Origin of the sequence: Streptomyces sp. NPDC101118 (genome assembly GCF_044759445.1) — a bacterium.
Taxonomy (GTDB): Bacteria; Actinomycetota; Actinomycetes; order Streptomycetales; family Streptomycetaceae; genus Streptomyces.
This window is the reverse complement of record NZ_JBIVZG010000023.1, coordinates 40,766-63,857: the sequence shown is the minus strand read 5'-3', so window position 1 is coordinate 63,857 and position 23,092 is coordinate 40,766. Positions and strand designations below refer to the sequence as shown.

At 72.3% G+C, this 23,092-nt stretch carries 21 protein-coding genes; 9 read left to right on the top strand and 12 right to left on the bottom strand.

Features of this window, described 5'->3' with window-relative positions; genetic code table 11:
* Positions 1-205 precede the first annotated feature (205 nt).
* Genes ACIQUQ_RS29445 through ACIQUQ_RS29430 form a run of 4 tightly spaced genes read left to right on the top strand, consistent with a single transcriptional unit; the run spans position 206 to position 6,295 of the window.
* Positions 206-763, top strand: a complete 558-nt coding sequence (locus tag ACIQUQ_RS29445; protein ID WP_403981873.1) for a hypothetical protein — start codon at positions 206-208, stop codon at positions 761-763.
* A 6-nt stretch (positions 764-769) separates the two neighbouring features.
* Complete coding sequence (locus tag ACIQUQ_RS29440) at positions 770-5,428, top strand: putative T7SS-secreted protein (protein WP_403981871.1); 4,659 nt, start codon at positions 770-772, stop codon at positions 5,426-5,428.
* A gap of 2 nt (positions 5,429-5,430) precedes the next feature.
* The gene (locus ACIQUQ_RS29435; RefSeq protein WP_403981868.1) at positions 5,431-5,871 is read left to right on the top strand and encodes a hypothetical protein; all 441 of its coding nucleotides are present in this window, start codon (positions 5,431-5,433) and stop codon (positions 5,869-5,871) included.
* A gap of 7 nt (positions 5,872-5,878) precedes the next feature.
* Positions 5,879-6,295 carry a hypothetical protein gene (locus ACIQUQ_RS29430; RefSeq protein WP_403981866.1) on the top strand — a complete coding sequence of 139 codons (417 nt, stop codon included), beginning with the start codon at positions 5,879-5,881 and terminating at the stop codon, positions 6,293-6,295.
* Positions 6,296-6,337: 42 nt separating this feature from the next.
* On the opposite strand, the gene ACIQUQ_RS29425 is transcribed toward ACIQUQ_RS29430, so the two are convergent.
* The 4 genes from ACIQUQ_RS29425 to ACIQUQ_RS29410 all read right to left on the bottom strand — a co-directional run bounded on the left by ACIQUQ_RS29425 (position 6,338) and on the right by ACIQUQ_RS29410 (position 10,932).
* Entirely contained in the window at positions 6,338-7,189 is an 852-nt protein-coding gene (locus tag ACIQUQ_RS29425) for a sulfurtransferase (RefSeq protein ID WP_403981864.1), read from the bottom strand.
* Between the two features lie 52 nt (positions 7,190-7,241).
* A complete protein-coding gene (locus tag ACIQUQ_RS29420; protein WP_403981861.1) occupies positions 7,242-8,591 on the bottom strand; it encodes a rhodanese-like domain-containing protein in 1,350 nt (449 codons plus the stop codon).
* A 15-nt stretch (positions 8,592-8,606) separates the two neighbouring features.
* On the bottom strand, positions 8,607-9,770 hold the full coding sequence (locus ACIQUQ_RS29415; protein ID WP_403981859.1) for a sulfite oxidase: 1,164 nt from the start codon (positions 9,768-9,770) through the stop codon (positions 8,607-8,609).
* Positions 9,771-10,347: 577 nt separating this feature from the next.
* Complete coding sequence (locus ACIQUQ_RS29410) at positions 10,348-10,932, bottom strand: TetR/AcrR family transcriptional regulator (protein WP_403981857.1); 585 nt, start codon at positions 10,930-10,932, stop codon at positions 10,348-10,350.
* A gap of 90 nt (positions 10,933-11,022) precedes the next feature.
* Here ACIQUQ_RS29410 and ACIQUQ_RS29405 point away from each other — a divergent pair, with 90 nt between their 5' ends.
* On the top strand, positions 11,023-11,469 hold the full coding sequence (locus ACIQUQ_RS29405; protein WP_403981855.1) for an anthrone oxygenase family protein: 447 nt from the start codon (positions 11,023-11,025) through the stop codon (positions 11,467-11,469).
* Between the two features lie 56 nt (positions 11,470-11,525).
* On the opposite strand, the gene ACIQUQ_RS29400 is transcribed toward ACIQUQ_RS29405, so the two are convergent.
* Positions 11,526-12,707 (bottom strand): aromatic amino acid transaminase, encoded by a 1,182-nt coding sequence (locus ACIQUQ_RS29400; RefSeq protein ID WP_403981852.1) that lies wholly within the window; start codon positions 12,705-12,707, stop codon positions 11,526-11,528.
* Positions 12,700-13,764, bottom strand: coding sequence for a DMT family transporter (locus ACIQUQ_RS29395; protein WP_403981849.1), 1,065 nt, complete (start codon positions 13,762-13,764; stop codon positions 12,700-12,702). The genes ACIQUQ_RS29400 and ACIQUQ_RS29395 overlap by 8 nt, the downstream gene beginning before the upstream one ends.
* 227 nt (positions 13,765-13,991) lie before the next feature.
* On the opposite strand from ACIQUQ_RS29395, the gene ACIQUQ_RS29390 reads away from it, so the two are divergent.
* From ACIQUQ_RS29390 to ACIQUQ_RS29375, 4 genes are all read left to right on the top strand, one after another.
* Entirely contained in the window at positions 13,992-14,474 is a 483-nt protein-coding gene (locus tag ACIQUQ_RS29390) for an Lrp/AsnC family transcriptional regulator (RefSeq protein ID WP_403981846.1), read from the top strand.
* An 84-nt stretch (positions 14,475-14,558) separates the two neighbouring features.
* Complete coding sequence (locus tag ACIQUQ_RS29385; RefSeq protein WP_403981844.1) at positions 14,559-15,173, top strand: hypothetical protein; 615 nt, start codon at positions 14,559-14,561, stop codon at positions 15,171-15,173.
* Positions 15,170-15,436 (top strand): BON domain-containing protein, encoded by a 267-nt coding sequence (locus ACIQUQ_RS29380; RefSeq protein WP_403981841.1) that lies wholly within the window; start codon positions 15,170-15,172, stop codon positions 15,434-15,436. Before ACIQUQ_RS29385 ends, ACIQUQ_RS29380 begins: the two co-directional genes overlap by 4 nt.
* Complete coding sequence (locus tag ACIQUQ_RS29375) at positions 15,433-16,158, top strand: metallophosphoesterase (protein ID WP_403981838.1); 726 nt, start codon at positions 15,433-15,435, stop codon at positions 16,156-16,158. Before ACIQUQ_RS29380 ends, ACIQUQ_RS29375 begins: the two co-directional genes overlap by 4 nt.
* A 133-nt stretch (positions 16,159-16,291) precedes the next feature.
* Here the strand turns inward: ACIQUQ_RS29375 and ACIQUQ_RS29370 are convergent, their stop codons facing one another.
* The 6 genes from ACIQUQ_RS29370 to hydA form a co-directional block, all read right to left on the bottom strand.
* Positions 16,292-16,486, bottom strand: a complete 195-nt coding sequence (locus tag ACIQUQ_RS29370) for a CsbD family protein (protein WP_403981835.1) — start codon at positions 16,484-16,486, stop codon at positions 16,292-16,294.
* Between the two features lie 73 nt (positions 16,487-16,559).
* A complete protein-coding gene (locus tag ACIQUQ_RS29365) occupies positions 16,560-17,978 on the bottom strand; it encodes a phytoene desaturase family protein (protein WP_403981832.1) in 1,419 nt (472 codons plus the stop codon).
* Between the two features lie 65 nt (positions 17,979-18,043).
* Positions 18,044-18,871 (bottom strand): inositol monophosphatase family protein, encoded by an 828-nt coding sequence (locus ACIQUQ_RS29360; RefSeq protein ID WP_403981829.1) that lies wholly within the window; start codon positions 18,869-18,871, stop codon positions 18,044-18,046.
* Between the two features lie 92 nt (positions 18,872-18,963).
* On the bottom strand, positions 18,964-20,520 hold the full coding sequence (locus ACIQUQ_RS29355; RefSeq protein WP_403981827.1) for an NCS1 family nucleobase:cation symporter-1: 1,557 nt from the start codon (positions 20,518-20,520) through the stop codon (positions 18,964-18,966).
* 32 nt (positions 20,521-20,552) lie between these two features.
* A complete protein-coding gene (locus ACIQUQ_RS29350) occupies positions 20,553-21,569 on the bottom strand; it encodes a TIGR03842 family LLM class F420-dependent oxidoreductase (protein WP_403981824.1) in 1,017 nt (338 codons plus the stop codon).
* Between the two features lie 60 nt (positions 21,570-21,629).
* Positions 21,630-23,030: a dihydropyrimidinase gene (hydA, locus tag ACIQUQ_RS29345; RefSeq protein ID WP_403981822.1), complete on the bottom strand. Its 1,401-nt coding sequence runs from the start codon at positions 23,028-23,030 to the stop codon at positions 21,630-21,632.
* Positions 23,031-23,092: the final 62 nt, after the last annotated feature.

Sequence of the window (23,092 nt, the reverse complement as noted above, 5' to 3'; positions counted from 1 at the left end):
GACGCCCAGGGCAGCCGGGTCTGATGACCTGACCGCACCGCGGCTTCACGGTGTGGCCCCCCCCCCCGGTGGCGGGGGCGGGGGCCCGGGAGGGGCCCACGTCCGTGGCCACAGACGTGACGACAGGCATGATTCCAACGGCTGCCGACGCGACGACGGACGCGGCCCGCCCCGACGGCTCCACCCACGACCCGAAAGACGCACAGTGAGCGGCGGCGACAAGGACCTGGCCCTCGACCCGGCGGCGGTCAAGAACATCACCGAGGGGCTGCGCGGTGCCGTGGCGGAGCTGCGTGAGGTGGGAACCGCCGGCGGGGCGTCGATGGGCGCCGGCTTCGAGTCGTTGTCCATGACCGGGATGGAGGCCGGACACGCCGGCCTCGCGGGGGACTTCGAAGCGTTCTGCGAGCGCTGGGAGTGGGGCGTACGCGGCCTCATCCAGGACGCCAGCGTGCTCGCCGCGAACCTCGGTATCGCCGCGGGCGCGCTGTGGGAGGAGGACCAGTACCTCCAGGGTGCGTTCAAGGTGGGCGCGAACTCCCTCTACGGCAACCCGCACGCCAACGAGGACGACATCGAGAAGAAGGAGTGGGGCGACATCTTCTCGGGCGACGTCTACAAGCCGGACTACAGCCCGGGCTCCTTCCAGAAGGCGGGCGAGGAGATCAAGCAGACCTGGTCGGACACGGGCGAGAAGCTCAAGACCACCGGGCGGATCGGGTCGCTCAACGACCTGATCCAGCAGACCGACGGGGAACGGTAAGGGCACATGGGCTGGCGCGACTGGACCCCGGACTTCATCGAGGACGGGGCGGAGAAGGCTGCCGAGGGCATAGGCGACGGGGTCGAATGGCTGGGCGACAAGACCGCCGACCTGGCCGACAAGGCGGGCTTGGAGGACGCCGGGGACTGGGTGAGGGACAAGTCCCGCTCCCTGGCGAACCAGCTGGGCGCGGACGTCGCCGAGCTGGAGCTGGACCAGACCGAGGACCCGACCAAGATCATCTACGGCAGCGTCTCGAAGATCCGCGAGAACGCGAACCACCTGGCGAAGTTCCAGGCGAACTTCGACAAGGTCGGCACCGGCATCAAGGGTCTGGACTCCAGCGCCATCAAGGGGCAGACCGCCACCGCCTTCGGCGAGAGCACCGCCAAGGAGCCGCCCAAGTGGTTCAAGGCCGCCGACGCCTTTGAGAGGGCCCACGGCGCGCTGACCCGCTTCGCCGAGACCGTCGAGTGGGCCCAGGGCCAGGCCAAGGCGGCGATCGCCGAGTACAAGACGGCGAAGAAGGCCTCCGAGGACGCCCGCACCGCCTACAACGACAAGGTCGACGCGTACAACGACGCGGTCAAGGCCAAGAAGGACGACCTCCCGCCCCGCCCCGACGGCTTCAAAGACCCCGGCGCGGCCGGCCTGAAGGCCGCGTACGAGAAGGTCACCGAGGCCCGCAAGCAGCGCAACGAGGCGGCCGAGACGGCACGTTCCGCCGTCGCCGCGGCCCGCGACATGGCACCGCCGAAGCCCTCGTACGCCGAGCAGCTCGAGGACGGCTTCGTCGCCATGACCATCGACGCAAACCACCTGGTCGGCGGCGTGGTCAAGGGCACCGCGGGAATGCTCAACTTCGTCCGCTCGGTCAACCCCACCGACCCGTACAACCTCACCCACCCGGCCGAGTACCTCACCTCCCTCAACTCCACCGCCGCCGGCCTCGTCACCGCCGCCAACGACCCCGTCGGCACCGCGAAGACGATGATCGACCAGTTCATGAAGGACCCCTCCGAAGGCATCGGCAAGCTCATCCCCGAACTCGTCGGCTCCAAGGGCCTGGGGGCCCTGAAGAAGACCGCGGCAGTCACCCGCGTGGCCGACGACCTCAAGGCGCCGGGTCGTGTCGAGCTGAACAAGAACGGCCCGGAAGGCTCCTCCCGGGACTCGGCCAAGGAGAAGGTCTGTGCCGAGGATCCGGTTGACGTCGCCACGGGCCGGATGCTTCTCCCCCAGACCGACCTGGCCCTGCCCGGAACGCTGCCGTTCCAGTTCGGGCGGACCTTCGAATCCTCGTACCGGGCCGGCCGGTGGTTCGGTCCTGCCTGGGCCAGCGTCATCGACCAGCGGCTGGAAATCGATGCGGAGGGGGTCGTGTTCCTGCGGGAGGACACGAGCATTCTCGCCTACCCGCACCCGGCCCCCGGGATCCCCGTACGGGCAAGCCACGGCCAGCGCTGGTCACTCTCGCTGGACGGCGACGGTGAATACGCCGTCACCGATCCGCACACCGGCCTCGTCCGGTACTTCGCGTTCCACGACGCGGGGACGGCCCTCCTGGATCGGATCGAGGACCGCAACGGCAACAGCATCACCTTCGTCCACGACGAGGCTGGCACGCCCGTAGAAGTGATCCACAGCGGCGGGTACCACCTGAAGCTGAGCGTGGCCGACGGCCGGATCGACGGCCTCGCGATGGCGGACGGCACCAAGATCATGGGCTACGGCTATACGGACGGCCACCTCACGGAGACGACCAACTCCTGCGGCCGACCGTTCCGGTTCGGCTACGACCAACGGGGTCGGATCGTCTCCTGGACCGACACCAACGGCCGCCACTTCGACTACAAGTACGACGACCTGGACCGATGCGTCGCCCAGTCCGGCACCAATGGTCACCTCAACGCACGCTTCGAGTACACGGACACCGTCACCACCGTCGTCAACGCTCTGGGCCACCGTCGCCACTACCAGGTCAACGCGCGGGCCCAAGTCGTCGCGGAGGCCGATGCGACGGGCGCCGTCACCCGTTTCACGCACGATCGCTTCAACCGGTTGGCTTCCCGCACCGACCCACTGGGGCGTACCACCCGCATGGGGTACGACGACGACGGCCGGCTGACATCCCTCATCCGGGCCGACGGCCGCGAAGCCACTGCACAGTACGCGGGCCCCGGCGGCCCACTGCGGCTCACTCGTCACGACGGCACCAGCGTGGTCCGTAGTTATGACGAGCGCGGCAACATCACTTCGGCGACTGACGGAGCTCGCAGCACAACCCGTTTTACCTACGACGGACGGGGCAACCTGGCCTCGATCACCGACGCGCTCGGACACACCACGACCATCCGCTGCGACCGCGCCGGGCTGCCCCTGGAAATCACCGCTCCCAACGGCGCCGTCACGCGCTACGAGCGCGACGCCTTCGGGCGTCCGGTCTCCGTCACCGACCCGCTCGGCAACACTGCCCGCCTCGCCTGGAGTACGGAAGGCAGGCTGCTGCGCCGTACCGAACCCGACGGCACCACCCAGGTCTGGGAGTACGACGGCGAGGGCAACTGCGTGCGCCACACCGATGCCCTCGGCGGCGTCACCTCTTACGCGTACGGCGACTTCGACCTCCTGGTCGCGCGAACGGGACCCGACAAGGTCCGGTACCGCTTCGAGCATGATGCAGACCTGCAGCTCAGTCGGGTCATCAATCCCCAGGGGCTGGAGTGGTCCTACGCGTACGACCCGGCCGGGCGGCTGATCGCCGAGACCGACTTCGACGGCCGTACCGTGTCGTACGGCTACGACGCGGCGGGTTCGCTCGTGAGCCGGGCCAATGCCCTCGGTGAAATTCGGTACACCCGGAACGACCTCGGACAGATCGTCCGCAAGGACTGCGGCGGCTCCGTCACCACACTGGAGTACGACCTCTTCGGCAAGGTTGCCCGGGCCACTGGTCCGCACGGCGAGCTGACGCGTCTTCGGGACAGCGCGGGCCGACTGCGCTCCGAGACAGTTGATGGCCACACCATCGCCTATGCCTACGACGACCTGGGCCGTCGCATCCGGCGCACCACCCCGGCAGGAGCGGTGACGACCTGGACCTTCGACGACGCCGGCAACTGCAGCGAACTGAACGTCTCGGGCACGGCAGTCAATTTCGAGTACGACCCGGCGGGCCGGGAACTCACCCGTCGAATCGGGCACGGGCTCGCAATGTCCAGCATGTGGGACGACAGTGGCCGGCTCGCAGAGCGTCGGGTGACCGGCCACGACGGCTCGACCCTCCAGCGCCGCGCGTATGCCTACCGCCCCGACGGCACCCTGACGGAAATGGACGACCTGCACACAGGGGCGCACCGCTTCGATCTGGACGCTGCCGGGCGAGTCGGCACCGTGCAGGCCCCCCAATGGACCGAGCGGTATGTGTACGACGAGGCCGGAAACCAGAGCGCAGCGCACTGGCCCGAGTCCCACCCGGGTGGAGTGGCAGCCACGGGGCACCGCCACTACGAGGGAACCCGGCTAGTCCGGGCCGGCCGCGTCCGCTACGAGTACGACCCGCTGGGTCGCGTCGTAGCGCGCCGGCAGCACCGGCTGTCCCGCAAGCCCGACACGTGGCGGTACACGTGGAACCAGCGAGACCAGCTGGTCGCCGTGCAGACTCCGGACGGCACCAACTGGCGCTACCGCTACGACGAACTCGGCCGGCGCACCGTCAAGCAGAGACTGACCGGGACGGGCGATATCGCAGAGGAGGTGCGGTTCACCTGGGACGGCTCCGTGCTCTGCGAGCAGACGACGCGCACCGCTGGATCCCGGCAGGAGGTGACGCTCACCTGGGATCACCGCGGGTTGCACCCTCTCGCGCAGACCGAGCGCATCCGCGACGTCGGTCGGGGCGAGGTGGACCGGCGGTTCTTCGCCATCGTCACGGACCTGATCGGCACGCCAACGGAGCTGGTCGACGATCTGGGAGTCGTCGCCTGGAGAACGCGTTCGACGCTGTGGGGCAGTACCGCCTGGAACAAGGACGCGACGGCGTACACTCCCCTGCGGTTCCCCGGCCAGTACTTCGACCCGGAAACCGGCCTGCACTACAACGTCTTCCGCCACTACGACCCCCTGACCGCTCGCTACCTCAGCCCTGACCCACTGGGCCTGGCTCCAGCGCCGAATCCCGTAACGTACGTTGCCAACCCGCACACGTGGGCCGACCCACTGGGACTCGCCCCCGACGGCTGCCCGCCCAAGGGTGAGCACGGCAACCCGTTCAAGACCCGGGACGAGGCAAGGCAAGCGGCGTACAAATTGGCTGGCGTGGACCCTGACGTGGACGAGCTGTGGGCCACCTGGAAGGTGGTGGACGACGTCAGACTCAAGCACGTCGAGGGCTACACCTACTCCGACAACCCCTCCCACCTCGGCACCTTCTGGCAGTACGAGCTGAAGGACGGCGGCGGCTCACGTGTGATCGTCGAGCACACCCACGATCCGGCCGGTCCGCATTTCCACGCGGGCATGCCCAAGGCCATGGGGGACCGCCCCGACGGTGGCCAATTCGTCAACTTCGGCTGGGACAACAGCAACTACAAGGAGATGGAGCGCTACGCCAAGATCAACAAAGAGGGCGGCGACCATCACCTGTTCTACGAGAGTGGCAATTGAGAATGACGAGCAAACCGGCCGGCGGAGAGCCTGCACCCCGGATCGCCAAGGCCCGGCTGGAGGCCGTGGCCGCGGACGTGCCCGAAGGGCTCCCTCCGTACGCGCAGGCGTTCACGGCAGTCGTCAACGTCGAGGTGGTGCCCGTGGCGAGGGTGTCGCGAGCTGGCACCGGGGCAACCGCCGCTGCCGACCGATTGTGGCTGGAGCACGCGCGGGCGGAGGCCGTGCTCGATGACCAGGACCGATTCCTCGTGCACGGCGCCGACCGGGACTGGGTGCAGGTGCGCCTGACCGCCGACACCGCCCTCTCGGCCGCACTCCCGCCCGGTACCGGATCCATGGCCATCGCCATGTCGACGGACGGGCGACGCCTGTGCGCTCTGACCGAGGAGGACGACGAATACTGGATCGTCGTCCACCGCTTCGACGCCCCGACAGTCTGACCGCGTCGTGGAGCCGACGTGTGACCGCACGGCCGGTCCCCCGCTCCTCTGGGAACGGGGCGAGCGCGTGGTGCGCTGGACCCACCCCGGTGGCGAGGTGGTGAAGGAGTACGACCGGCCGCCGCAGTCGGTGATGACGTGGGACGGCCTCGTGCTGGTGGTGGAGGCGCTGGACACCACGCCGTTCTCGCCGTCGGACAACGCGGTGGTGTTCTGGGCGGACGGCCGGGAGCGGGTGCGGCTGCGCCCGCCGCGGGACCTGGTCGGGGACCCGAGCGCGGTCCACGGCTTCTACATGGCCTACCCGGACGCCGGCCACGGGGGCATCCCCCTGGTGGTCATCGCCACCCGCACCGGCGGCGACTTCCGCGGCCGGGTCGACCTGGAGCACGGCACGGTCACGGACGTGGGCACGTTCCGCTGAGCGGGGGCACGTCGAGCGGGCACGTCCGCCGGGCGGCGGCCGTCAGCCGAGCTCTACCGGGGCCCGCACCAGTGATCCGTACTCCGTCCAGGATCCGTCGTAGTTCTTCACGTCGGGGTAGCCCAGGAGTTCGTGGAGGGCGAACCACGTGTGGGACGAGCGCTCGCCGATGCGGCAGTACGCGATCACCTCGTGCTCCGGGACGACGCCCTTGGCCGCGTACAGCTCGCGCAGTTCGGCGGCGGACTTGAAGGTGCCGTCGTCGTTGGCCGCCTGGGCCCACGGGACGTTCGCCGCGCCCGGGATGTGGCCCGGCACCTGGGCCTGTTCCTGCGGGAGGTGCGGGGGTGCCAGGCGCTCGCCCCGGTACTCCTCGGGCGAGCGTACGTCGACCATCCGGACGGACTTGCCCACGCTGTCCAGCACTTCCGCGCGCAGCGCCCGGAACTGCGGGTTCTCCTGGCCGGTGACCGTGAAGTCGGTCGTCGGGTACGCCGGCACCTCCCTGGTCAGCTCCCGGCTCTCCAGCTCCCACTTCTTCCGTCCGCCGTCGAGGAGCTTGACCCGGTTGTAGCCGCGCAGCCGCAGGATCCAGTAGGCGTACGCCGCGAACCAGTTGTTGTTGCCGCCGTAGAGGACCACCGTCGTGTCGAAGGCGACGCCCGCGCGGGCCAGCAGCTCGCCGAGCGCGTCGCGGTCCAGGTAGTCGCGGCCCACGGCGGCGTGCAGGTCCGTGGTCCAGTTCCAGCCCACCGCACCCCGGATGTGGCCCTGTTCGTACGCGGTGGTGTCCTCGTCCACATCGATGACGCGCACGGTGCTGTCGTCGAGGTGGGCGGCCAGCCACTCGGTGTCCACCAGCGTCTCCGGGTGTGCGTAGCCGTTGTGGCCCATCGCCGGTCTCCTTCCGCTGTGCTGTTTCGTTTCCGTCTCCGTCTCCTGCCGGTCAGGTCAGGTCCCGTACGCCGCCGCGCGTCACGGCCGTGACGGGGATGCCGGCCCGGTCCAGCAGGCTGGCCGCGATGGTCGCCCGGCGGCCGCTGCCGCAGACCGTCCAGATCTCCCGGTCGCGCGGCAGGTCGCCGAGCCGCCGCGGCAGGTCGGCCAGGCGGACGGCGCGGGTGCCGGGGATGCCGCCCTCGGGGCGTTCGGGGCGTACGTCGAGCACGCGCCGTTCCGAGAGCCGGCCGGCCAGTTCCGAGGCGTCGGCGGTGCGGAAGGACCGGAGCGGGCGGCCGGCCGCGGCCCAGGCGGCGGTGCCGCCCGCGAGGTGGCCTGCGACGTTCTCGTAGCCGATGCGCAGGAGTTGGCGTACCGCCTCGTACCAGGCTTCCTCGGCGGGTTCGGGCAGAACGAGCACCAGGCGGGCGCCGAAGGGGACGACCTCGGCGACCAGGCCGGCGAAGCGGTCGTCGAGTTCGTCCCAGACGGAGCCGGGCAGGTGGGCGGCGGCGAAGGCGGCCCGGTCGCGGCCGTCGACGACCTGCGCGCCGCCGCCGACCAGCCCCTCGACCACCGATGGGGTGAGCGGCCTGGGCGCGGGCGGGCCACCGAGCACCGGGGGTCCCTGCCGGTTCACGGGTGCCATGTAGTGGTAGTAGGCGGGGTACGGCGGGAGGCCGAGCCGGTCCCGTACGAAGTGCTCCTCGTCCCGGGCGGTGAGCGCCGGGTTGCCGTGCCGCTCGGCGCCGACGGTGGTGGTGCGCTCCGCCGCGGCGGGGCCGGCGGAGCAGGAGCTGCCGGCGCCGTGGGTGGGCAGGACGCGGGTGGCGTCGGGCAGCAGGGCGAGGCGGCGCAGGGAGCGGTACTGGGCGCGGGCGAGTTCCTCGGTGTGCGAGGCGCCGGAGAGGTCGGTGCGGCCGGCGGTGCCGACGAGGAGGCTGCCGCCGGTGAAGACGGCGGTGGGTGCCGGGCCCGCGCCGTCGTGGTCCTCGTAGACGAGGTAGGCGGTGTGCTCGGCGGTGTGTCCGGGGGTTTCCATGGCGCGGACGGTGACGTCGCCGACGCGGATCTCGTCGTCCTCCGCCAGGCCGAGGTGCTCGAAGGCGTACGGGGCGCGGGCGGGCCCCGCGATGGTGGCGCCTGTGGCGGCGCGGACCTCCAGGGCGCCGGAGAGGTAGTCGTTGTGGACGTGCGTTTCGAGGGCGTACCGGATCCGTACGCCGCCGGCGGCGCAGGCGGCCAGCATCTCCCAGCTGTCGCGCTGGGGGTCGACCACCGCGGCCTCGTCACCGCTGACGAGGAGGTAGCTGGTGTCGCCGAGGGAGGCGGTGGTCATGATCTCGATCTGGCTCATCGCGGCACCGGGCTTTCATACGACGACCACGTCCACGCCCGCCACCGGGTTGCAGCCGTAGCCGTGGGCGTTCCAGGGGGCGTGCGGCGGCTGGGTGTGGCCGTCCGAGTCGGTGGCGCGGGACTGGAGCCGGTACGGGCCGGGCCGCTCGGGCGTCCAGCGGTGGGTCCAGCCGGTCCAGGCGTAGGGGCCGGCGGGCGGGTCGAGGACGGCCTCGTGCCAGGGGGCGGCGCCGTCGGCGCGGGACGGGCCGGTGGCGTCGGGCGGTTCGGGCGGTTCGGGCGGTTCGGGCGGTTCGGGCGGGGCGTCGGCGTCCTCCAGGGGGACGGCCCGTACCTCGACGCGGCGGACGGGGACGCCGCCGCCGGTCCAGGCGCGGCCCGTGACGAGGACCTGGCGGCCGCGGCGCAGGGCGGTGTCCGGTTCCGGGGTGGTGATGAGGGACTTCACGCGCAGGGTGGTCACGGGGCCTTCGGGGGTGCCGCGGGAGGCGGTGTACACGTACTCCTCCGCCTGGAAGACGCCGGTGAACGGCTCGGTCACGGCCCGCGCGCCGGCCAGCCACTTGACGTCGGCGACGGCGTACCGGCCGGGGACGACCAGGCGTACGGGGGCGCCGTGCTCGGGGGTGAGGGGCTCGCCGTTCATGCGGGTGGCGAGGAGGGTGTCGGGGTGCAGGGCGACGGCGAGCGGGAGGCTGCGCTCGAAGGCGGTGCGGCGGCCGTGGACGGTGCCGGAGTCCGCGCCGGTGAAGACGATCTCGACGGTGCGGGGGTCGATGCCGGCCCGGGCGGCGAGGGTGGCGAAGGGGACGCCGGCGAAGCGGGCACAGCCGACGGCCCGCTGGCCCCAGGGGAGGCCGGGCGGGAGGGGGCTCATGAGGGTGCGGCCGTTGCCGGCGCACTCCAGGAGCACGTCGAGTTCGCGGTGCGGGAGGGCGAGCAGGTCGGCGTGACCGATGGCGAGGGGGTGGGCCACGGCGCCGCCGAGGTGCAGCCGCCAGGCGGCGGGGTCGGTGCGGGGGACGCCGAAGTGTTCGCGTACGAAGAGGGCGTCGGCCGGTGTCAGCGGCTCGGCCAGCGCGGCCGCGGGGGTCTCGGCGTTGTACGGGGCGTCCGTGACCGTCTCCGGTGCCCAGACGGTGGCACCGGACCCGAGGGGAACAGGGCGTGCCGTCATGGCGGCGCCTCCCGTAGGCCCGACTGCGGGTGGGACGCGGATCCCTCCCAGTTTACGTCCGGGGGACTGCGGGGGCCGCCGGGGCGGCCTGCCTCCCGCCCCCCTGGGGGCCGCCTCGCCCGCCCCCGGAGTCGGCGGGCGGGGAAGCCGGCCGGGGCCGGCACCCCACCGCTCCCCCAGCCCGCCGGGCACCCGCCCAACAACCGGAACAAATCACCCCAAACCCCTTGACTCGGCCCGGATCCGGAGGACACTCGTCATTACACCGGAATACCGGATAGAGCCACACCGCCTGCTGGAGACGTCCAGTGGCCCGCGTGACTTTCTTCCAGGCTCTGGCCAGGCCCCCGGCAGACGCTGCCGACCACGGGAGCCATCGGCGACGGCGGATGGCTCATGGTCCGACAAACCTGCCGGGGACTGCCTTGCCGCCGGAAGCTCATCCGGCCGACGCCCCCTAGCCGAGCCCCGTCGACGGTTGCCCGCGCCACGGCGGGCGAACGGTGAGCCGCCGCTGCAGCGGAGTCATCCCGCGTGAGACGCCACCCGCCGCGCCGGAGCGAAGTCGGCCGGACCGTCAGAGCACCGCCAGGCGGTTGACCAGGAGTTGGATGCGGGGCTCCGTGTCGTGCGGGGGGAGGCGGCCGGCTCTGGTGAGGGTGGCCAGGCCGTGGAGGGACGCCCAGAACAGTTCGGTGAAGAGGCCGGGGTGGATGCCTTCTCCGGCCACCTCTCCGAGGCTTTCCAGCAGCGCCGCGAAGGCGTCCTTCAGCGGCTCGGGGGTGTCCTCGTGCGCGAAGGCCAGGCCGTTGTCGAGCTGGAACAGGGCGTCGTAGACCGCCGGGTTGCGGGCGGCGAAGTCGAGGTAGGTGCGGGCGAGGGCGGTGACCCGGGCACGGGGGCCGTCCGCTGCGGCGGCCGCGGCCGCGGCCCGCAGCTCCACCGCCATCTCGGCGGCGCCTTGGAGCGCCACGGCGCCGATGATCTCCCGCTTGCCGCGGAAGTGGCTGTAGAGGACCGGCTGGCTGTACTCGATGCGCTCGGCGAGCCGCCGCGTGGTGACCGCGTCCCAGCCCTGCTGCTCGGCGAGTTCGCGGGCCGTCGCCACGATGAGGCGCTCGCGCTCCGCCCGTTCGCGCTGCTTGCGTTCCTGTACCGACATGCCTTGATGCTAGCACCGCTAGACAATCAAGCGGCGGCAGTCTAGCGTTGAACCATCAGCTAGCAACGCTAGATGCCAGGAGGGGTCGTCATGCTCAGCGCACTCGAGGTGTTCACCACCGTGGTCGTCGGCCTGATGGTGGGGGTGGAGTTCTCCGTCGCCTTCGTCGTCAACCGGATCCTCAACGCACTCCCGGAAGACAGCGGCCAGCTCGGCCGCGCCCACGGCGGCCGGATGCTCGGCGCCCTGATGCCGGTCTGGTACATCGGCTCGCTCGTCCTCGTCGCGGTCTGGGCCGTCGCCGGCCGGGACCACCACGGCGCAGGCCTCGTCGTCACCGCCGGGGCCCTGTTGATCGTCAGCGTGATCATGTCGGTGCTGCTGCTCGTACCGATCAACAACCGCGGCAAGACGTGGACCCCCGAGAACCGGCCCGCGGACTGGAAGGAGCAGATGAACCGCTGGGACCGGTACCACTACGTCCGCGTGGCCGTCATCATCGCCGCCTTCGCCCTGCTGGTCGTCGCCCTCGTCTGACCGGCGGCCCCGAGGGCCGTGGGTGTCAGGAGCCCGTGGCCGCCCGGTCGGACTCGCTACTCGGAGACCGCCGCGATGCCGCGGGCCAGGCACGGGATGCGGTGGGCCGGGAGGCCGGCGATGTTGAGGCGGCCGCCCGTGGTGCCGTAGACGGCGAACTCGCCGCGCAGCCGCCGCATCTGGTCCGGCGTGAACGGCAGCATCGAGAACATGCCGCGCTGCCGGCCGAGGGTGGCCGCCAGGGACTCGCGGCCCAGGGAGCCCAGCTGGGCGGCCAGGTCGGCGCGGTTGGCGGTGATCCGGCCGCGCATGGCGTCCAGTTCGGCCCGCCAGGCGACACGCAGACCCGGGTCCTCCAGGACCGTCGTCACCACGGCCGCACCGTGCTCCGGCGGCATCGAGTACAGCGTGCGGGCGGCGTTCTGCAGGGCCGTCTCGGCGTGCCGGACCGCGGGGGCGGAGGCGCCGAGGACGATGGCGCAGCCGGTGCGGTCGGCGTAGAGGCCGAAGTTCTTGGAGCAGCTGACGGCGATCAGCATCTCCGGCACCCGCGAGGCCAGCAGCCGGGTGGCCCGGAGGTCCTCCTCCAGGCCGTCGCCGAGACCGTGGTACGCGAGGTCGACGAAGGGCACCCAGCCCTCCCGCACGGCGAGCACCGCCAGCTCCTCCCAGGCCTCCGGGGCCGGGTCGACGCCGGTGGGGTTGTGGCAGCAGCCCTGGAGGAGGACGAGGTCGTCGCGGCGCGCCTCCGCGAGGTCGGCGAGCATGGCGGCCGTGTCGAAGCCGCTCCCCGAGTCGTGCCAGCGGTACGTACGGACCTTCAGCCCGGCGGCCTCGAGGATCGGCCGGTGGTTGACGTACGCGGGGTCGCTGATCCACACGGTGCCGCCCGGGCGGCTCCGGCCGGCCAGGTCGGCCAGCAGCCGCAGGGCGCCGGTGCCGGCCACGGTCTGCACCGCGGCGGCCCGCTCCCGGGGGCCCTCGGCGCCGAGCACCATGGTCAGCAGGGCGCGGTTGAAGGCGAGGTTGCCGGAGAGGCCGCGGTACTCCTTGGACTCCGACCGCTCGGCCAGCCGTATCTCGGCCTGGCGGACGGCGGTCATCACGGGCGTGGCGCCGGTGTGGTCGCGGTAGACGCCGAGGACCAGGTTGAGGCGCTCGGGCCGGCTGTCGGCGCCGAACTCGGCGGTCAGGTCCCACAGCGGGTCGACGGGCGGCGGCGGGAGGAGCTCAAGCATCTGCGGAAACCTTGCTTCGCTGGGGCCGGTTGGCGAGGATGACGCCGGCGGTGATCAGGGGGACGCCGGCCAGGACGGCGACGGTCGGGGCCTCGCCCAGCAGCGGGATGGCGAGCAGGACGACGGCCACCGGGCTGAGGCTGCCGACGACCGAGGCGCGCTCGGCGCCCAGCCTGCGGATCGCATAGGCGTACGTGAGGCCCGCGCACAGGCCGACACCGAGGCCCTGCACCACCAGGAACAGCGCGATGTCGCCGCCGGTGGCGTGGGCGAGGCCGGTGGGCAGCACCCCGGTGAGGACCAGCAGGCCGATCACCACGAAGGAGGGCACGCAGAGCAGCCCGATCGAGCCGACCGGGTCGAGGTCCACGTCGCGCAGGCCCACCGTGTACAGCGCCCACAGGCCGCTTGCCACGAGCAGTGTGCCCGCGCCCTCCAGCACCTCGGGGTCGACGGGGACGACGTACCGCCAGACCAGGGCCGCCACCCCGGCGACGATCAGCGCCAGTCCGGCAGCCTGGCTGCCGCGGGGCAGACCACGGCCGCGGGCGGCCATCAGCGCGCTCACGAAGAGCGGGACCATGCCGGGTACGAGCGAGCCGACGAAGGCCGCGGAGGTGAGGGCGCCGCCGTGCATCGCGGCCAGGAAGAACGGCACCCCGGCACCGCACGCGATCTTCGCGGCGGCCGCCGGCCGCACCGCGGCGATGCGGTGGCGCCGCCGCCACAGGGCGGGGGCGAGCAGCAGCGGCGGGAGGCCGAAGCGCAGCAGCGCGGCGTCGGCGGGGAGCAGGGACGAGGCGCTGAGGGCGCGGGCACTGAGCGCGAAGGCGGCCCAGATCGCGACGGTGACCAGCAGTGCGGCCATGCCGCGCGCCTGCGGCGACAGCCGCGTGCGGCGGGCGGCACCGGCGTCGGCGGGGGCCGGAGCGGCACCGGCGGCACCGGCGGCGCCGGTGTCCGTACCCGGAGCCTGGGCATCGGCATCGGCGACAGCCGGGCCGGTTGCCGGAACGCCGGCGCCGGCCGGTCCCCGCAAGGTGTTCGTCGCGACCAAGGAAGGCTGCTCCCGCCTCGTAGAGCGTGGTTTCTCCGTACCCGGCAACGCTAGGGCCTGGGGCGGGGCAGGCGATTGCCAGTTCTGCCCCTCGGACGTACGTTTGGGGCAGGATCTGCCAAGGATCCGCCGGGGAGCGGCCGGGATCGCCCCGAAAAACCGCCGGAACCACCGCAGACCCCCCGCACACCTCCCGAAAGCCCCCGAAGTCCCGCCGAGGAGCCACGATGGACGCGGTCGACCTCCAGATCATCCGGGAGCTGCAGGCCGACGGCCGGCTCTCCAACCAGGACCTCGCCGACCGGGTGCGCCTCTCCCCCTCCCCCTGCCTGCGCCGGGTGCGCCGCCTGGAGGAGGCGGGCCTGATCCGCGGCTACACGGCCGTGGTCGACCAGGTCTCCTTCGGGCTCCCGATCACCGTCTTCGTCCGCATCCGCCTGGAGCGGCACACGGCGGAGGCGGTCCGCACCTTCGAGGAGCACGTCTCGGTCATCGAGCACATCCAGGACTGCTACCTGATGGCCGGGAGCAGCGACTACCTGCTGCGCGTGGTGATCGAGGACCTGGAGGCGTACGAGTCCCTGGTGCGGCACCGGATCCACGCCATCCCCGGCATCGCCTCGATCGAGTCGAGCTTCGCCTACGGCAGCGTGAAGCGGTCCCTCACCTACCCCAAGCCCGCGCCGGGCCCGGCCGCCCGGCCACGCTGAAGCGGCGTTTCAGGGCCCGCCCGCCGGGCAGACGCGGCGTGTGATCTTCCACCTGTCGACGGCCCGGCGACGAGGAGGCGGGGCATGAAGGAGCGAACCGCGTCCCCGGCCTCCGTCGGGAACCCCCTGCCGCGCGACCACACCCAGGCGATCCTGGAGATCACCAAACATGTGGCCGCCCTGCTGAAGGGCACGGAAAAGCCGTTCGCGCTGGCCGGCAGCGTCGCCGCCTTCGCGCACGGCGTCCCCGCGAACTTCCAGCACGACACCGACTTCTGCCTCCGCCGCGCCGACGCCGACGCCGCGATCGAGGCCCTGGAGTCCGGGGGCATCGAGATGCGCCGGGCCGCCGAGGACTGGCTGGTGAAGGGCCGGGCCGGCGGCGAGGAGATCGACCTGATCTTCGAGCTCGCCCGGCGGCCGGTGAGCACCGAGCTGCTGGAGCGGGCCGAGGTGCGCTCGGTGGACTCGGTGTGGATGCCGGTCCTGTCCCCCACCGACCTGATGGACAGCCGGCTCGCCGCGCTGACGGAGCACTACTGCGACTTCGGCGACCTGCTCCCGATGGCGCGCACCCTGCGCGAGCGCATCGACTGGCCGCTGCTCGACCGGGCGCACCGGGACTCGCCGCTCGCCGACGCCTTCCTCTACCTGCTGGAACGCCTGGACGTCATCGGACCGAGGAGCACGACGACATGAACGGGTTCGACCCGGCGGGCCTGCTGGGCTACCGCATGGAACACCTGCGGGACCGGCTGGCCCACGAGGAGATCGCCGAGCTCGGCGTGCGCGTCGAGCAGCACGGTGGCGGGGTGCTGCTGTGGGGCGTCGTCACGACGGAGGCCTGCCGGGAGGTCGTCCTCTGCCTCGCGGCCGAGGAGCTCGCCGGCCTGCCCTGGCGGCACGACCTGCGGACCGCCTGCGCCGACGGGCCCGCCCACCGGCCCGAGGAGCTGCAGTGATCCGGGTGGCGGCGGTCGGCGACATCCACCTCGCACCGGGTGCCGAGGGGCTGCTCCGGCCCGCCTTCGAGACCCTGGGCACGCAGGCCGACGTACTGCTCCTGGCCGGTGACCTGACCCGGCACGGCACCGAGGAGGAGGCCCGGGTGGTGGCCGGGGAGGTGTCCGGGCTGCCGGTCCCGGTGGTCGCCGTACTGGGCAACCACGACTACCAGAGCGACGCCCAGGACGAGGTGTCCCGGGTGCTGACGGAGGCCGGGGTACGCGTGCTGGAGGGCGACTGGGTACGGCTGGAGGCCGACGGCACGACGGTCGGCATCGCCGGCACGAAGGGGTTCGGCGGCGGCTTCGCGGGCCGCTGTGGCAGCGACTTCGGGGAACCCGAGATGAAGTCCTTCATGCGGTACACGCGGAGCTGCGCCCAGTCCCTGCACCGCTCGCTGAGCGAACTGGAGGAGGAGGGCTGCGGCGTACGGATCGCGCTGACCCACTACGCGCCGGTGCCGGACACGCTGGCCGGCGAGCCCCCGGAGATCTTCCCGTTCCTCGGCAGCTACCTGCTCGCCGAGGCCATGGACGGGGCGGGCGCGGATCTCGCGGTCCACGGCCACGCCCACCTGGGCACCGAGCACGGGATGACGGAGGGCGGGGTGCGGGTGCGCAACGTGGCGATGCCGGTGATCGGCGGCGCCTTCGCCGTCTACCACCTGCACACGCCCTGACCGACGGGCACCCCGAGCCACCGGGACCCGGCCCCACCCGGGCCGCTCACCCCGACCGGCGGCAAAGCGAGGCGGCAAAGCGAGGACCCGCGCACCACGCGGCACGCGGGTCCCCGTCCCCCTCGCACAGGGGTCAGTGGCCGGCCTTCCGGATCCGCTCCATGGCCTCCGCGGCCGACTCGTGCGTCTTGCCGGACATCTCCTCGGCCTTGCCGGCCACCTTCTCGGAGGTGCCCTCCGCCTGCATCTTCTTGTCGTCCATGACGTTGCCGGCGGTTTCCTTCATCTGTCCCTTGGCCTGCTTGGCCTTCGCCTTCGCCTTGCCCATGGCCGGTCCTTCCGGTGCGGGTGTTCCGTCCCCGCGCGCCTGCCCCGCGAGGGCCCGGGTATGCCTGCGCCGCTCAGCCGGCGCTGCGGAGGTGACGCCAGACGGCCTTGGCCGCGTTGTGGCCGGACATGCCGTGGACGCCGGGGCCGGGTGGGGTCGCGGAGGAGCAGAGGAAGACCGCAGGGTGCGGGGTGGCGTACGGGCGGAGCGAGAGCTTCGGGCGGAGCAGGAGCTGGAGGCCCGAGGCGGCGCCGCAGGCGATGTCGCCGCCCACGTAGTTGGGGTTGCGGGCGGCCAGGACGGCCGGGCCGGCCGTGGCGCGGGCCAGGACCAGGTCGCGGAAGCCGGGCGCGAAGCGTTCGAGCTGCTTCTCGACGGCGCCGGTGAGGTCGCCGTCCCAGCCGTGCGGGACGTGCCCGTACGCCCAGAAGACGTGCTTGCCCTCCGGGGCCCTGGTGGGGTCGACCAGGCTGGGCTGGGCGGTGATCAGGAAGGGGGTGGCGGGTGCGGTGCCGGCGGTCGCCTGGCGCAGGGCCGTGCCGATCTCCCCGCTGGTCGGGCCGATCTGTACGGTGCCGGCGCGGCGGGGCTGCTCGGCGGTCCAGGGCACCGGACCGTCCAGCGCGTAGTCGATCTTGAAGGCTGCGGCGCCGTAGCGGTAGTGCTCGTAGACCCGCCCCAGCCGCGCGATCCGGGCCAGCGCCGTCGGCGAGGTGTCGAAGACGTACGCGCGGGCGGGCGGCAGGTCGTCGAGGCGCTTGACGTCGTACCCGGTGTGCACGACCCCGCCCAGGTCCTTCAGGTAGGCGGTCAGCGCGTCCGGGATCGCCTGCGAGCCGCCGCGGGGCATCGGCCAGCCGCGCTCGTGGGCGGCCAGGGCGAAGACCAGGCCGACGGCCGAGGTGGCCAACCCGCCGAGCGGCGCGATGACATGGGCGACGAGCCCCGCGAACAGCGCCCGCGCCCGCTCGTCCCGGAACCGCCGCAGCAGCCAGGTCGAGGGCGGCAGGCCCTGCAGCCCGAAGCGCCCCAGCAGCACCGGGTCGCGCGGCAGCGCGGTCGAGGGCAGGGACATGAAGTCCCGTACGAGCGTGTCCCAGTGGCCCAGGAACGGGGTGACCAGCCGCCGGTACGCCCCGGCGTCGCGCGCCCCGAAGGAGGCCGCGGTCTCGGCGACCGAGCGGGACAGCACGGCCGCGGTGCCGTCGTCGAAGGGGTGCGCCATCGGCAGCTCGGGGTGCAGCCACTCCAGCCCGTACCGCTCCAGCGGCATCGTCCCGAACACCGGCGAACCGACGCCGAGCGGATGCACCGCGGAGCACGGGTCGTGACGGAAACCGGGGAGCGTGAGCTCCTCGGTGCGGGCCCCGCCGCCCACGGTCGTCCCGGCCTCGAACACGGCCACGGAGAAGCCCCGCCTGGCCAGTTCGACGGCGGCCGTCAGCCCGTTGGGCCCCGCTCCCACGACCACGGCATCGAGAATCGACGGCACCTCGGACTCCTCACGTCACGCGGCAGTGCCTTCCAGGATATTCCGGCGCACCAGGGCGCCCGGCGTCACTCCCCGCCGCGCAGCAGGTCGCGGATGCGGACCGCGGTGGCCTCGTCACGGGCGACGGCGAACGGCAGCTCGTTGTCCCGGTCCACCCGGAAGGGCTCACCGCCGACGGTGTACTGCGCCCCGCCGGCCTCCCCGACCAGCAGCAGCCCGGCCGCGTGGTCCCACGCCGAGGGCCAGCTGAAGGCGAGCGCATCCACTTCACCGCGGGCGACCCGCAGATACTCCAGCCCGGCCGAGCCGCACGGCCGGGGGCTCACGCCCTCGACGTTCAGCCGCCCCAGCACCGCCTTGGTCTCGGGGCTGGTGTAGTCCGGGTGCGCGGTGGCCACCCGCAACGACGCCCCCGGCTCCGGCGAACCGCACTCCAGCCGCACCCCGTTGAGGTACGCCCCCTTGCCCCGCACGGCCGTCGCCAGCTCCCCCAACGCCGGCGCGTACGTCCAGGAGGCGAGGATCTCACCGTGCTGGGCCAGCGCCACCAGGGTGCAGAAATGGGGATCGCCGTGCACGAACTGACGCGTGCCGTCGACCGGGTCGACGATCCACACCGGCGCGTCGCCGCGCAGCGCCCCGTACACGCCGGGATCCAAGTGCACCGCCTCCTCCCCCACCACGGCCGAGCCGGGGAGCAGCTTGGTCAGCGATGCGGTGAGGTGCTCCTCGGCCAGGCGGTCGGCAACGGTGACGAGGTCGTGGGGACCGGTCTTGGACTCCACCTCGTGGTCGGCGAGCTGCCGGAACCGCGGGGTGATCTCGGCCGCGGCGGCCTCGCGCACCGCGTCCTCGACGGCGTCCAGGCCGTGGGTCAGGAAGTCTTCGATCATGCCCCCAGCAAAGCACGCCCCGCCGACATTCCCCACCACTGCGCATGGACGCCCGATGAAGACGCGCTGTGGCGGATCTCCGCGCCCTGCCCCTACTCCCCGCCCCCCGCGCGCCCGGACCGCCGCATGAGCAGCACGTACAACAGCAGCGAAGCCCCCAGCCCCACCGCCCAGCCGTAGTCGGCGAGCGGTTTGAGGAACGGGATCAGGCCCTCCTCGGGGAAGGGGCCCTTGCCGGGGGCGGAGTGCGAGCCGCCCACGGCGAGCACGCCGCCCAGGACGAAGGCGGACAGCGCGGCCGGGTTCCAGCCGCCCCGGTACCAGTAGCGGCCGTCGGGCCGGTACAGCTCCGCGAGCTCCAGCCGGGTGCGGCGGACCAGCCAGTAGTCGGCGATCAGGATGCCGGCGACGGTGCCCAGCAGGCCGCCCACCAGGCCGAGCCAGGTGAAGATGTACAGCTCGGGGGTGGAGGTCAGCTTCCACGGCATGCACAGCACGCCGACCACCCCGGTGATCAGTGCCCCGCGGCGGAAGTCGATGTGCCGCGGAGCCAGGTTGGCCAGGTCGTAGGCGGGCGAGACGACGTTGGCCGCGATGTTCACCGAGATCGTCGCGACCAGGACGGTGACCAGCGCGAACAGCAGTCCGAAGACGCTGTCGGCCTTGGCGGCGAGCTGTACCGGGTCCCACACCGGCGCCCCGTACACGGCCTGCGAGCCGGAGGTGACCAGCACCGACAGCAGCGCGAACAGCGTCATCGTCGTGGGCAGGCCCAGGGTCTGGCCGTAGACCTGGGCGCGCTGTCCGGCACCGAAGCGGGTGAAGTCGGGGATGTTGAGGGACAGGGTGGCCCAGAAGGCGATCATGCCCATCAGCGCGGGGAAGAAGACCTGCCAGAAGTCGGCGCCCCAGCCGAGCTGCGAGGGCTGGTCGAGCAGGGGGCCGAGGCCGCCCGCCTTGGCGGCGATCCAGCCCAGGAGCACCAGCGCGCCGACGATGACGAAGGGCGCGGCCCAGTTCTCGAAGCGCCGCAGGGTCTCCATGCCCCGGTGGATGATGGCGAGTTCCAGGGCCCAGAACAGCAGGAAGCAGACCCAGAGGGCCCAGGGCTGGCCCGCGATGTGCGCGCCGCCCGACCAGCCGCCGAAGAGGGTGCCGAGCAGGACGAAGATGCCGGAGCCGCCGATCCAGGTCTGGATGCCGAACCAGGCGCAGGCCACGCCGGCCCGGATGAGCGCCGGCAGGTTGGCGCCGCGCAGTCCGAAGGACGCGCGGGCGAGGACGGGGAAGGGGATGCCGTACTTGGGTCCGGCGTGGCCGGTGAGCAGCATCGGGACCAGGACGATGAGGTTGGCGGCGGCGATGGTGAGCACCGCCTGCCGCCAGTCCATGCCGAGGGCGATGAGGCCCGAGGCGAGCATCCAGGAGGGGATGTTGTGTGCCATGCCGACCCAGAGGGCGGCGAAGTTGTACGTGGTCCAGCGGCGTTGGGCCACCGGCACCGGCAGCAGGTCGGCGTTGACGAACCGGCCGTCGGAGGGCGTCTCGGCGGGCCCGAGCTCGACGCGGTCCGCACCTCCGTCGGGTATCCGGTCACGCAGGGGGCCGCTCCCCGCGGGTCTGTTGCCTTCGGCACTGGCTCCGTTCATGGCGACACCTGGCCCTTCGGTCGGATGACACGTCAGGAATTGAGCGCCGGGATGACCTGCTGCCCGTAGGCGTCGATGGTGGCTTCCCGGGCGTCGTGCATGTCGTAGACGGCGAACTGGTGGACGCCGAGGCCCTTCAGGTGGCGGAGCTTCTCGACGTGGGCCTCGGCGGGTCCCAGGAGGCAGAAGCGGTCGACGATCTCGTCCGGCACGAAGTCCGTCGAGGGGTTCCCGGCGCGGCCGTGGTGGCTGTAGTCGTAGCCCTGCCGGGCCTTGATGTACTCGGTCAGCGCCTCGGGGACCAGGCCGGAGTGCTCTCCGTAGCGGGCGACGAGGTCGGCGACGTGGTTGCCGACCATGCCGCCGAACCAGCGGCACTGGTCGCGGGCGTGGGCGAGGGCTTCGGGGGAGCCGTCGGCCGTCACGTACGCGGGGGCGGCGACGCAGATGTAGACGGACTCGGGGTCGCGGCCGGCCTTGGCGGCGGCTTCCCTGACGGCGTGCACCATCCATTCCGTCAGGAAGGGGTCGGCGAGCTGGAGGATGAACCCGTCGGCCTTCTCCCCGGCGAGGGCGAGCGCCTTGGGCCCGTACGCGGCCATCCAGACGGGCAGCCGGCCGTCCTTGATCCAGGGGATGCGGACCGGGTTGCCGTCCACGAGGGCCTCGCGGCCCTCGGCCAGGTCCCGGATGACGTCGATGGCCTCGCCGAGCCGGGCCAGGGTGTTGGGCCGGCGGCCGGCCACGCGCATGGCGGAGTCGCCGCGGCCGATGCCGCACACCGTGCGGTTGCCGTACATGTCGTTGAGGGTGGCGAAGGTGGAGGCGGTCACCTCCCAGGTGCGTGTGCCCGGGTTGGTCACCATGGGCCCGACGTGCATCTTCTGGGTGTTGGCGAGGATCTGGCTGTAGATGACGAACGGTTCCTGCCACAGGACGGCCGAGTCGAAGGTCCAGCCGTAGCGGAAGCCGTGGCGCTCGGCGCGCCTCATGAGGCTGACCACCTGGGAGGCGGGCGGGTCGGTCTGCAGGACGAGCCCGAAGTCCATGCGTTGCTCCTTGCGGGGGCGGGGCGTGCGGGCGCCGGGGCGTTTCGGGCCCCGGCGCCCTCAGAGGTACTGGCAGGTGGAGCGGGGGATGAAGGCGCCGTGGCCGGCCCGGCCGGTGTACTCCCGCCGGTCGATGACCGTTTCGCCGCGGGAGAGGACGGTCTCGACGCGTCCGGTGATCCGCTTGCCCTCGTACGCCGAGTAGTCCACGTTCATGTGGTGCGTCCCGGCGGAGATGACCTGCTCGGCGTGCGGATCGTAGATGACGACGTCGGCGTCGGAGCCGGGCGCGAGGGTGCCCTTCTTCGGGTAGAGGCCGAACATCCGGGCCGGGGTCGCGCAGGCGATCTCGATCCAGCGGCGGCGGCTGATGTGCCCGTCGACGACGGCCTGGTGGAGGAGGTCCATCCGGTTCTCGACGCCGGGCAGGCCGTTGGGGATCTTCGAGAAGTCCCCGCGGCCCAGGTCCTTCTGGCCGGTGAAGCAGAACGGGCAGTGGTCGGTGGAGACCACCTGGAGGTCGTTGGTCCGCAGCCCCCGCCACAGCGCTGCCTGGTGCTCGCGCGGCCGCAGGGGCGTGGAGCAGACGTACTTGGCGCCCTCGAAGCCGGGCTCGGCGAGGTTGTCGGTGGACAGGAACAGGTACTGCGGACAGGTCTCGCCGAAGACCGGAAGCCCCTTGTCCCTGGCCGCGGCGAGCTCCGCGACGGCCTCCTCCGCCGAGACGTGCACGACGTACAGGGGTGCGCCGGCGACGCGGGCGAGCTGGATGGCGCGGTGGGTGGCCTCGGCCTCCAGCAGGGCCTTGCGGACCTCGCCGTGGTAGCGGGGGTCGGTCTCGCCGCGGGCGAGGGCCTGCTCGACGAGGACGTCGATGGCGATGCCGTTCTCCGCGTGCATCATGATCAGTCCGCCGTTGGCGGCGGAGCGCTGCATGGCGCGCAGGATCCTGCCGTCGTCGCTGTAGAAGACGCCGGGGTAGGCCATGAAGAGCTTGAAGGACGTGATGCCCTCCTCGACGAGGAGGTCCATCTCCTTCAGGGTGCCCTCGTTCACGTCCGAGAGGATCATGTGGAAGGCGTAGTCGACGGCGCAGTTGCCGTCGGCCTTGGCGTACCAGGTGTCGAGGCCCTCGCGCAGGGAGTGGCCGACGCTCTGGACGGCGAAGTCCACGATGGTGGTGGTGCCGCCCCAGGCCGCGGCGCGGGTGCCGGTCTCGAAGGTGTCGGAGGCGAAGGTGCCGCCGAAGGGCAGCTCCATGTGGGTGTGGCAGTCGACGCCGCCCGGGATGACGTACTTCCCGGTGGCGTCGATCGTACGGTCGGCGGTCCAGCTCGCGGCGGCCGCCGAGCCGTGGGCGGCCAGGGCCGCGACGCGGCCGTCCTCGATCAGGACGTCCGCATGGACCTCGTCGGCGGCGGTGACGACCAGTCCGCCGCGGATCAGGGTGCGGGAACTCATCGGGGTCTCCTCCCCCAGCTGAAGGGTGCGCGGGGCCCGTTGCCGATGTGGCGCAGGGCCCG